Source organism: Streptomyces sp. B1866 (assembly GCF_031932565.1).
In the GTDB taxonomy this organism is placed as follows: Bacteria; Actinomycetota; Actinomycetes; order Streptomycetales; family Streptomycetaceae; genus Streptomyces.
Genome location: NZ_JAVSCF010000244.1, coordinates 1 through 9,621, shown reverse-complemented (window position 1 = coordinate 9,621; position 9,621 = coordinate 1). Strand labels below are relative to the sequence as shown.

General features: G+C 74.9%; 6 protein-coding genes. 2 read left to right on the top strand and 4 right to left on the bottom strand.

Features of this window, described 5'->3' with window-relative positions; translation table 11 throughout:
• The coding region (locus tag RKE29_RS24275; RefSeq protein ID WP_312007745.1) for a polyamine aminopropyltransferase at positions 1 to 1,323 on the bottom strand (1,323 nt) is incomplete at its 3' end.
• A gap of 612 nt (positions 1,324 to 1,935) precedes the next feature.
• Here RKE29_RS24275 and RKE29_RS24270 point away from each other — a divergent pair.
• Positions 1,936 to 6,033 (top strand): Pls/PosA family non-ribosomal peptide synthetase, encoded by a 4,098-nt coding sequence (locus RKE29_RS24270; protein WP_312007744.1) that lies wholly within the window; start codon positions 1,936 to 1,938, stop codon positions 6,031 to 6,033.
• A gap of 177 nt (positions 6,034 to 6,210) precedes the next feature.
• Here RKE29_RS24270 and RKE29_RS24265 read toward each other — a convergent pair whose 3' ends face one another.
• Entirely contained in the window at positions 6,211 to 6,732 is a 522-nt protein-coding gene (locus RKE29_RS24265; protein ID WP_312007743.1) for a DUF2617 family protein, read from the bottom strand.
• An 895-nt stretch (positions 6,733 to 7,627) separates the two neighbouring features.
• Between RKE29_RS24265 and RKE29_RS24260 the strand changes: the two genes are divergently transcribed.
• Positions 7,628 to 8,788, top strand: coding sequence for a pyridoxal phosphate-dependent aminotransferase (locus RKE29_RS24260; RefSeq protein WP_312007742.1), 1,161 nt, complete (start codon positions 7,628 to 7,630; stop codon positions 8,786 to 8,788).
• Between the two features lie 41 nt (positions 8,789 to 8,829).
• Here RKE29_RS24260 and RKE29_RS24255 read toward each other — a convergent pair whose 3' ends face one another.
• Together RKE29_RS24255 and RKE29_RS24250 are read right to left on the bottom strand one after the other, a co-directional pair.
• Positions 8,830 to 9,240: a PIN domain-containing protein gene (locus tag RKE29_RS24255; protein ID WP_312007741.1), complete on the bottom strand. Its 411-nt coding sequence runs from the start codon at positions 9,238 to 9,240 to the stop codon at positions 8,830 to 8,832.
• Positions 9,237 to 9,512, bottom strand: a complete 276-nt coding sequence (locus RKE29_RS24250; protein ID WP_312007740.1) for a hypothetical protein — start codon at positions 9,510 to 9,512, stop codon at positions 9,237 to 9,239. Before RKE29_RS24250 ends, RKE29_RS24255 begins: the two co-directional genes overlap by 4 nt.
• Positions 9,513 to 9,621: the final 109 nt, after the last annotated feature.

The window sequence follows — 9,621 nt, the reverse complement described above, 5'->3', positions numbered from 1 at the left end:
GGAGGCGGTGCGGCCCAGCGCGTACGGCAGGGTGCGCCACCCGGCCGCGCGCACCGTCGCCTCCACCGTCCAGTAGGCGCCGCGCGCGGCCGGCGACCCGGCGTGCACCGCCAGCCGCCCGCCGGGCGCGACGGCGCGCAGCGCCAGCCCGTAGAACTCCCGCGAGTACGGCGCGGCGCCGTCCCGCGCGGTCGGTCCCGGCAGGTCGGAGACCACCACGTCGTACCCCGCGGGGCCGGTGTGCCGCAGCCGGCCGAAGGGGTCGCCGGTCACCACGCGCACGCGCGGGTCGCGCAGCGCGCGCGCGTTGAGCGCGGCGAGGCCGGCGTCGTCGCGGGCCAGCCGCACCAGGCCCGGGTCGGGGTCGACGACGGTGACGGACCGCACGTCCGCGTACCGCAGCACCTCGCGCGCGGCGAGCCCGTCGCCGCCGAGCACCAGCACCCGCCGGTGCGGCCCGGCCATGGCGGGGTGCACCAGCGCCTCGTGGTACCGGTACTCGTCGCGGGCGCTGGCGCGCAGCCGCCCGTCGGCGTACAGGGCCAGCGGACGGCCGGCCCGGCCGCCGCCGGTCAGCACCAGCTCCTGCCGGCCGGTGTGCACCGCGACGCGCACGTCCGCCCCGTACACCGCGCGCCGGGCGGCCCGCTCGAAGGGGGCGGTCAGCGCGGTGCCGGTGGCCAGCACCGCCAGCACCAGCACGTTCGCCACCAGCAGCGTCCACCGGGCGCGTACGGTCAGGTCGCGGCGGAACAGCCACAGCACCAGCGCCCCGCCCACCGCCGCGTTGACCGCGCCCGTCACCAGCGCGCCGGTGACCTGGCCGAGCGCGGGCAGCAGCAGGAACGGGAACGCCAGGCCCCCGGCCAGCGCGCCCACGTAGTCGGCGGCGAACAGGTCGGCCACGGCCCGGCCCGCGTCCTGCCGCCGCACCCGCTGGATGAGCACCATCAGCAGCGGCACCTCGGCGCCGACGAGCACGCCGATCGCCAGCGAGCAGCCGACGAGCGCGGGCCGGGGCTGGTCGAGCCAGGCGAAGCACGCGTACAGCGCCATCGCCGAGCAGCCGCCGACGAGCGCGAGCCCCGCCTCGACGGCGCCGAACCCCGCGGCGGCGCGGCGGCGCAGCCGCTTGGCGAGCAGGGAGCCGATGCCCATGGCGAAGACCATGACGGCCAGTACGACGGAGGTGAGGGTGACCGGATCGCCGGTCAGGGAGGCGGTGAGGGCGACCAGCTCTAATTCGTACACCAGTCCGCAGGCGGCGCACAGGAAAACGGTGACGAGGACCAGGAAGCGGCCGAGTCCGGCCGGTACGGGCAGCCGCGCCGGACGTTCCGCGGGAGGGCCGGAGAGGTCGGGAGGGCCGGGGAGGCGGGGAGGATCGGGAGGGTCGGGCGGGGAATTCGGGCGGGGGGCTCGCGCGTCGGCCGGGTTTCGCGGATCGGGCTCCGCCGGGCTTCGCGGATCGGCCGACGCTCGCGACCCCCCCGGGTTTCGCGGATCCGCCGCCTCTCGCGGCTCCGCCGGGTTACGCGGCTCTGCCGGGCTTCGCGGGTTCGGCGGGGAGAGCGTGGGGGGTGGTGCGCCCGTCGAGGCGGGCACCTTCGATTCGAGCATGATGCGAACGCTACGTCACATTTACCTAACGCCACGTCACCCACACGGGTGCACCCCGGCGCAGGGCCCGTGCGCCGTCGCCGCCCCGGCCCCCGGCGCGCGGCGCGCCGCCTCCGGCGAGGCCCCCAGGAATGCGCCCCGGTAACGGATCTCACGCCAGTCACAGCCGGGTCTCACCGAAGTCAAAGAATTCGCTCGCACTGTTTACCCCGACCCGCTGTACCGGCCACGGAATTCGGCGGGACTTCGGGGCCGTAAGGGACAGGTAAACAATCCCTGCGGCCATACGACGACTTGTCACGAAAAGGGTGAACAGTGGCAGTTAAAGTGACCGTTAAGGCGTCCGGAAAAACCGGAAGCGGCCGGGGGGACCGGCTTCCCACCGGAAGTCTCGCGGAGCACCCTACCGGTATCCGCGGCGCGGCACCCGGCCGTAATCCCACCCGTGGCCCCACGCCGGAAACCACCGCTCAAGTCACCGCTCAAGTCACCGCACGAGTCACCGCTCAGGCCACCATCCAGGTCACCGCTCAGACCGCCGCCGCTCCCGCCGCCGACCGCGCCGTCTACCGGTCCGCGCCGCCCGCCGCCCCGCGCACCCTCCTCGACGTCCTGCACCACTCGGTGACCGCCTGGCCCGACGCCGCCGCCCTGGACGACGGCGCCACCGCCCTCACCTACCGCGAACTGGCCGGCACCGTCGAGACGCTGGCCGACAAGCTGCGCGCCGAGGGCGTCGGGGCGGGCGACCGGGTCGGCGTGCGCATGCCGTCCGGCTCGGCCGACCTGTACCTGGCGATCCTCGCCGTACTGGCCGCGGGCGCGGCGTACGTGCCCGTCGACGCCGACGACCCCGAGGAGCGCGCCGCCCTGGTGTGGCGCGAGTCCGGCGTGCGCGCGGTGCTCGGCGCGGGCCACCAGGTCACGCCCATGGGCCCGGCGCGGCCCGACGGCGAGCGCCGCGCACCGCGCCCGGAGGACGACGCGTGGATCATCTTCACCTCCGGCTCCACGGGCAGGCCCAAGGGCGTCGCGGTCAGCCACCGCTCGGCCGCCGCCTTCGCGGACGCCGAGGCCCGGATCTTCCTCCCGGGCGCGCCGGTCGGCCCCGGCGACCGGGTGCTGGCCGGCCTGTCGGTGGCCTTCGACGCCTCCTGCGAGGAGATGTGGCTGGCCTGGCGGCACGGCGCCTGCCTGGTCCCGGCCCCCCGCTCCCTCGTACGCACCGGCGCCGACCTCGGCCCGTGGCTGCGGGAGAAGGGGATCACGGTCGTGTCCACCGTGCCCACCCTGGCCGCGCTGTGGTCGCGCGAGATGCTGGCCGACGTGCGGCTGCTGATCGTCGGCGGCGAGGCGTGCCCGCCCGAGGTCGTACGGCGCTTCGCCCGCGACGGCCGCGAGGTGTGGAACACCTACGGCCCGACCGAGGCCACCGTCGTCGCCTGCGCCGCGCGCCTGGCCGACGGCGGGCCCGTACGCATCGGACTGCCCCTGGACGGCTGGGAGCTGGCCGTGGTCGGCCCGGACGGCGAGCCGGTGGCCTGGGGCGAGACCGGCGAGCTGGTCATCGGCGGCGTGGGCCTGGGCCGCTACCTGGACCCGGCGAAGGACGCCGAGAAGTACGCGCCGCTGCCCGCGCTCGGCTGGCCGCGCGCCTACCGCAGCGGCGACCTGGTGCGGGCCAGGCCCGAGGGCCTGGAGTTCGTCGGCCGCGGCGACGACCAGGTGAAGATCGGCGGGCGGCGGGTGGAGCTGGGCGAGATCGAGGCCGCGCTGCTGGCCCTGCCCTCGGTGGCCGCCGCGACCGCGGTGGTCCAGCGCACGCCGGGCGGCCTGGACGTGCTGGTCGGCTACCTGGTGCCGGCCGGCGGCGACCCGGCCCGGTTCGACCGGGCGGACGCGCTGCGGCGGCTGCGCGAGGCGCTGCCCGCGCCGCTCGTGCCCCGGCTCGCGGTGCTCGCCGAGTTCCCCACGCGCGGGTCGGGCAAGGTGGACCGCGCGGCCCTGCCGTGGCCGCTGCCCGCCGCCACCGGTGAAACGCACGAGACCCACGAGACCGGCGAGCCGGACGAGACGACGGCGTGGCTGACCCGCCGGTGGAGCGACCTGCTGGGCGCCGACGCCGGCCCGTACGACGACTTCTTCGACCTCGGGGGCACCAGCCTGGCCGCCGCCCGGCTGGTGTCCGCGCTGCGCGAGCGCTTCCCGCGGGTGTCGGTGACGGACCTGTACCGGCACCCGACCCCGGCCGCCCTGCGCGAGCGCCTGACCGCCCTGGCACCCCGTACCCGTACGGAAGAGGACCGCCGCACGGTCCGCCCCACGCCCTGGTGGACCGGCTGGATCCAGGCGGCGGCCCAGCCGCTGCTGTTCGGCGTCGCCGGGCTGCGCTGGGCGCTGACCCTGGCGTTGGCCGGAAACGTGCTGTCGGAGGCGGGGTACGACTCCTGGCTGCCGACCCTGTCCTGGTGGGCGCTGGCGCCGCTGTGGCTGGTGCTGTTCACCGCGCCGGGCCGGGTGGTGGTGGCCGCGGCCGGGGTACGGGCCCTGCGCGGCCGCCCGCGGCCCGGCGCGTACCCGCGTGGCGGCGCCGCCCACCTGCGGCTGTGGGCCGCCGAACACTGGGTGGCCGCCGTCGGCCTCGGCTCGGTGCCCGGCACGCCGCTGGCCGCCTGGTACGCACGGCTGCTGGGCTGCCGGGTCGGCGCCCGCACCGACCTGCGCGTCCTGCCCCCGGTCACGGGCCTGGCGGACTTCGGCGACGGCTGCGCGGTGGAGCCGGAGGCCGACGTGTCCGGCTGGTGGCTGGACGGCGACCTGCTGCGGGTCGGCACGGTCACCGTGGGCGCGGGAGCGTGCGTCGGCGCACGCGCCACTGTGCTCCCGAATGCGCGGGTCGGGCGCCGTGCGCGCCTGCTGGCGGGCGCCTGCGTACGCGACGCCGTCGCGGACGGCGAGCACTGGGGCGGCTCCCCCGCCGCGCCGCAGCCCCGCGACATCACCTGGCCGACCGCCGACGCCGCCCGGTCCCGCCGCTGGTCACTGGCCTACCTGCTCACCCCGGCCCTGCGCGGCCTGATCGGCTGGACGGCCGCCGCGCCCACGGTCGCGCTCGCGCTGCTCGTCCTGCCCGGCGAGGGCGCGGACTGGTTGACCGCGCCCCGCCTGCTGCTGGTCACCCCGCTGCTGGTCCTGGTCGGCACGGTGGCGTACGCGCTGGCGCTGGCCGCCGCCGTCCGCCTGGCCGGGCGGGCCCTGCGGCCGGGCACCCACCCCGCGCACAGCCTGCCGGGCTGGGCGGCCTGGCTGGTCCACGACCTGATGGAGTCCGCGCGCAGGTCGCTGTTCCCCTTCTACGCGAGCCTGTTCACGCCCGTATGGCTGCGGCTGCTGGGGGCCCGGGTCGGCCGCGGCGCGGAGGTGTCCACCGTGCTGGCCCTGCCCGGGCTGCTGCGCGTGGACGACGCCGCGTTCCTCGCCGACGACGTGCTGGCCGCGCCGTACGAACTGGGCGGCGGCTGGGTGCGGCTGGGCCCCTCGCGGGTCGGCGCGCGCGCGTTCGTCGGCAACTCCGGCGTGGTCGGCCCGGACCGCTCGGTGGGCGACGGCGCGCTGATCGGCGTGCTGTCGGACACCCCGGCCGAGGTGCCGGACGGCTCGTCCTGGCTCGGCCGCCCGCCGATGCGGCTGCGCCGCACCGCCGAACGCCACGACGAGGCCCGCACCTTCGCACCCCCGCGCCGCCTGCGCGCGGCCCGCGCCGCCGTCGAACTGTGCCGCGCCGTGCCCGTCCTGCTCGGCGGCCTGCTCCAGCTCGCCGTGACCTGGACGGTGCTGGTGACCTGGAGCGCGTACGGCCTGTGGCCCGCCGTCGCGGCCGCGGCCACGGCCCTGATGGCCGCCGGGCTGGTGGCGGGCGCGCTCGCGGTGGCGGCCAAGTGGACGCTGATGGGCCGCTTCCGGACGGCGCGGCACCCGCTGTGGAGCGCGTTCGTGTGGCGCAACGAGCTGTACGACACGTTCGTCGAGGTGCTGGCCGTACCGTGGCTGGTCCGGCCCGCGCTCGGCACGCCGGTGCTCAACTGGTGGCTGCGCGCCCTCGGCGCCCGCGTCGGCCGCGGCGCGTGGTGCGAGACGTACTGGCTGCCGGAGCCGGACCTGATCACGGTCGGCCGGGGCGCGAGCGTGAACCGCGGCTGCGTGCTCCAGACCCACCTCTTCCACGACCGCGTGATGCGCCTGGAACCGGTCCGCCTGGACGCCGGCGCCACGCTCGGCCCGCACAGCGTGGTCCTGCCCGGCAGCCGGCTCGACGCGGGCGCGGCGGTGGGCGCCGGGTCGCTGGTGATGGCGGCGGAGCGGGTGCCGGGGGACGGCAGGTGGCAGGGCACGCCGATCGGCAGGGAGGCGTAAGGCGGTCGAGCAGTCCGAGGAGGAGCGCGCCGCGGAAGCCGCACGGGCTGCCGCGGCGCGCCGGTCCGTACGGCGCGGAACGGGTTCGGGCGGTACGACCGGGACCGGGCCGGACGGTACAACCGGACCCGGTCGGGCCGTACGACCGGAACCGGAAGAACACCAGACGGGAAGGCCCTACACCGACTCGGCGGGCGTGCGCACCCCCAGCCGCGTACGGGTGGCGACGAGCCGCCCCTCCTGCGGGTAGGCGTGCCAGGTCCGCCACGCCACCTTCCCGTCCTGCCACCGGGCGAGCATCGCGGTGAACGCGTACGGGCTCCCCGGGAACACCCCGGCGAGCCCGTGCGGGTGGTCGGCGACCAGCGCCAGCAGCTCCTGGGCGCGTCCGGCGAACGCGCAGCGCGTAAGCGTCTCGACGCGCGCCGCGAACTCGTATTCACGCCCCCCGCTGAGCGTGGAGACCCCCAGCGGCAGCGGGTTGGTGCTGTCGGGGAGACAGGCCACGGTCTCCGAGCACCGGCCGCCCTCCTCCTCGAAAACCACCTGGTGCGAGGCCCCGAGCAGCCGCAGCTGCACCGACGAGGAGCCGAACCGGAGGGTGAGCACCGAGAGGGCGGGCAGCGGGTCCCGCCCCAGGCACCAGGCCAGGTCGGCGGTGCGGGTGTCGCTGAAGGGTATGTCAATGGTGGTGAGCATGGGCCGGCTCCGCAATCACGCTGTGGGGGGGGAAGTGGGCCGGCCCGTCCCGGGCATGGATGAGCGTCAAGGCGGGTACGCCGGCTCGCGCCCACGTGGGGGTCGCGGGCTCCGAGGTTTACAGAGTCCGATGCATTACAGAATCATGAAACGAACTCCCGCACATCACTTTTGAAGATCTTCGGCAGGGTTCCACCACATCGGGGACTAGTTCGCACAAATGTCCAACGCGTGTGCGCCCGGCGCGCGTTGACGCACCGGGCGCGTTCACCCATGCCGACGTACGATACGGCGGCTCACCAGGTCAGCCGCCACCACCCCCACACCCGCCGCCACCCCCGCCGCACGACGACCCGCCCCCGCAGGACGACCCGCCGCCGCCGCACGAGTGGCCGCCGTGGTGCCCACCCCCGCCGTCCCCGCTGCCCCCGCCGTCACCGGCCCACCAACTGCCACTCGACCCGCCCCCCGCCGACCACCGGCGCCCCCGCGCACGCGCACGCGCCTTCGACGCCCCCGGCCGCCGTGACGGCCCGGCCTGCGTCCGCGCCATCCCGGCGGCGGCCAGGGCGATCCCCAAGGCCACCGCCGACGACACCAGAACGAGCACAATGATCATGGTCACTGGCCCTCACGCTCCCCTCATCCCCCGCAGCTCCCCCGTAGCGAGGCCCGCGTACTGACGGCACGATGCCCTGGGCGCGAAACGGTCAAAGCGAAGTTGAGCAAGTCCAGAGGTTCCCCGCCCACCGCCGCACGCCGCCGCCGACCATGGCGCCACCCCCGACCACCCCACCCCACAAAACCGACATATAGCGATTCGCACCCGCAGACTTGTCCCCGTTCGCCTCCGCCCCGGAGGATGGAGGCGCCGACGAGCTGTGAGGGAGCCGAGATGGGTGAGCGGCCGCTGCTGAACCGCGGGCTGGACGGCCTCGGAACGACGATCTTCGCCGAGATGTCGGCCCTGGCCGTCGCCACCGGCGCCATCAACCTCGGCCAGGGCTTCCCGGACACCGACGGCCCCGAGGCCGTACGCGAGGCGGCGGTCCGCGCCCTGCGGGAGGGCCGCGGCAACCAGTACCCGCCCGGCCCCGGCGTCCCCGAACTCCGCACCGCCATCACCGACCACCAGCGCCGCTTCTACGGCCTGAGCTTCGACCCCGACACCGAGGTCCTGGTCACGGCGGGCGCCACCGAGGCCATCGCGGCGTCGATGCTCGCCCTGCTAGAGCCGGGCGACGAGGTGATCGCCTTCGAGCCCTTCTACGACTCGTACGCGGCGTGCATCGCGATGGCGGGCGCGACCCGCGTACCGCTGACCCTCCGCGCCCCCGACTTCCGCCCCGGCCTCGACGCCCTCCGCGCCGCCGTCACCCCCCGCACCCGCCTGCTCCTGCTCAACAGCCCGCACAACCCCACCGGCATGGTCCTCACCCGCGCCGAGGCCGAGGCCATCGCCGAACTCGCCGTGGAACGCGACCTGCTGGTGGTGACCGACGAGGTCTACGAACACCTGGTCTTCGACGGCGAGCACATTCCCCTGATCTCCCTGCCCGGCATGCACGACCGCACGGTCTCCATCTCCTCGGCGGGCAAGACCTTCTCGTTCACCGGCTGGAAGGTCGGCTGGATCACCGGGTCCGCCCCCCTGGTCGCGGCCGTCCGCACCGCCAAGCAGTTCCTCACGTACGTCAGCGCGGGCCCCTTCCAGTACGCGATCGCCGAAGCCCTCCGCCTCCCGGACTCCTACTTCCACGCCTTCCGCGCCGACCTCCAGACCAAGCGGGACCTCCTCGCGGCAGGGCTGGCCGACGCGGGCTTCGAGGTCCACCGCCCCCAGGGCACGTACTTCATCACCACCGACATCGCGAGCCTCGGCGAAAAGGACGGCCTCGCCTTCTGCCGCTCCCTCCCGGAACGCTGCGGCGTGGTCGCGGTACCCAACGCGGTCTTCTACGACGACCCGGAAGCCGGCCGGAGCCAGATCCGCTTCGCGTTCTGCAAGCGCCCGGAGGTGCTGAAGGAGGCTGCGAACCGCCTGCGGCGACTGTAAGCGCAACCCGTACGCCCCGGCACCGCGGGACCTCCGGCTGGCTACGGCAGCAGGGTGAAGGCGGGAACGTGGACAGGCTTCACGACACCGAAATGCCGCCGGTCCACCGTGGCCACCCGATCCACACCGAGACGCTCGGCAACGGCGACAACCGAGGCATCGACTCCGCCCAGTGGGAAGTCCGCATACCGAAGGACCAGCTCTGCCATCCGGGTGAGGTCACCAGGGGTGAGGTGCACAAGCTCGAAGGTCCCACGAGCGACTTCGGTGAGAAATGCCGCCTCCACACTCGGCCAGCGCTCAAACAACCAGCACACCTCGGTCATGACCGGACTCGGCAGCAGACGGCGACCGGTCAGCGAGGTGAGCAGTGACGCACACTCTGCGTGCCATCGGTCAGCCGCATTGAACGCAGCGGCTAGCGGGCCGGTGTCCAGGACGGTGGCGATCACTCCGAGTCACCGAAGCGCTCACGCATCCGCTCGCGGATGTAGTCGTCGTGCCGCTCGGCCAGGTCCTCGGGGCCGTTCACACTGCCGATCAAGGCCAGCAGCCCGGAGGGGACCGTCTCCTCGGCCGTGCTTTCGCCGACCACGGGCAGCGACTGGGCGACCCGCGACAGCTCCTCGTCCTGACTGACGAGCAGGCGCAGCCGACGCACCTGGGTGGGCGTAAGCCGGTCCACCAAGTGGTGCATGTCCTCGTAGTCGAAGGCTGCGGTCACATCGACAGTCTAGAGCCCTGGCACGGAGGGGCCGACTGTCCGAAGGATGTCCACTCGGATAGGTGTCCTCAGCTCCGGGCCCAGTGAGGTTTTCTCAACGAGAATGATC

Bases quoted from the DNA above. Each gene is read 5' to 3' on its own strand.
- RKE29_RS24265 (WP_312007743.1), bottom strand. From the start codon at position 6,732: ATGCTCACCACCATTGACATACCCTTCAGCGACACCCGCACCGCCGAC.
- RKE29_RS24260 (WP_312007742.1), top strand. From the start codon at position 7,628: ATGGGTGAGCGGCCGCTGCTGAACCGCGGGCTGGACGGCCTCGGAACG.